We start from the raw sequence: 1070 nt of genomic DNA, 5'->3' as shown, positions 1-1070 counted from the left end.
TCCCGAAGGCACCAAACCATCTCTGGTAAGTTCTCTGTATGTCAAGTGTAGGTAAGGTTCTTCGCGTTGCATCGAATTAAACCACATGCTCCACCGCTTGTGCGGGCCCCCGTCAATTCATTTGAGTTTTAACCTTGCGGCCGTACTCCCCAGGCGGTCTACTTAATGCGTTAGCTTTGAAAAACAGAACCGAGGCTCCGAGCTTCTAGTAGACATCGTTTACGGCGTGGACTACCGGGGTATCTAATCCCGTTTGCTCCCCACGCTTTCGTACATGAGCGTCAGTGTTGACCCAGGTGGCTGCCTTCGCCATCGGTATTCCTTCAGATCTCTACGCATTTCACCGCTACACCTGAAATTCTACCACCCTCTATCACACTCTAGTTTGCCAGTTCGAAATGCAGTTCCCAGGTTGAGCCCGGGGCTTTCACATCTCGCTTAACAAACCGCCTGCGTACGCTTTACGCCCAGTAATTCCGATTAACGCTCGCACCCTCCGTATTACCGCGGCTGCTGGCACGGAGTTAGCCGGTGCTTCTTCTGTCAGTAACGTCACACATGATGGGTATTAACCACCACGCTTTCCTCCTGACTGAAAGTGCTTTACAACCCGAAGGCCTTCTTCACACACGCGGCATGGCTGCATCAGGCTTGCGCCCATTGTGCAATATTCCCCACTGCTGCCTCCCGTAGGAGTCTGGGCCGTGTCTCAGTCCCAGTGTGGCTGATCATCCTCTCAAACCAGCTAGGGATCGTCGCCTTGGTGAGCCATTACCTCACCAACTAGCTAATCCCACTTGGGCCAATCTAAAGGCGAGAGCCGAAGCCCCCTTTGGTCCGTAGACATTATGCGGTATTAGCAGTCGTTTCCAACTGTTGTCCCCCACCTCAAGGCATGTTCCCAAGCATTACTCACCCGTCCGCCGCTCGTCAGCAAAGTAGCAAGCTACTTTCTGTTACCGCTCGACTTGCATGTGTTAGGCCTGCCGCCAGCGTTCAATCTGAGCCATGATCAAACTCTTCAATTAAAAAGTTTTATGTCTTTCGACAGCTCAATGAATTCTGAATTT

The 1070-nt window shown here is 51.9% G+C and carries 1 rRNA gene; it reads right to left on the bottom strand.

Annotated features, from left to right (window positions below):
- Nucleotides 1-1028 (bottom strand): 16S ribosomal RNA (locus tag I6F40_RS19585); the annotation flags it as partial.
- Between the last annotated feature and the right edge of the window lie 42 nt (nucleotides 1029-1070).

The organism is Pseudoalteromonas sp. SWXJ133, from assembly GCF_015864365.1.
GTDB lineage: Bacteria > Pseudomonadota > Gammaproteobacteria > Enterobacterales > Alteromonadaceae > Pseudoalteromonas > Pseudoalteromonas arctica.
This window is presented reverse-complemented; position numbering and strand designations above follow the sequence as displayed.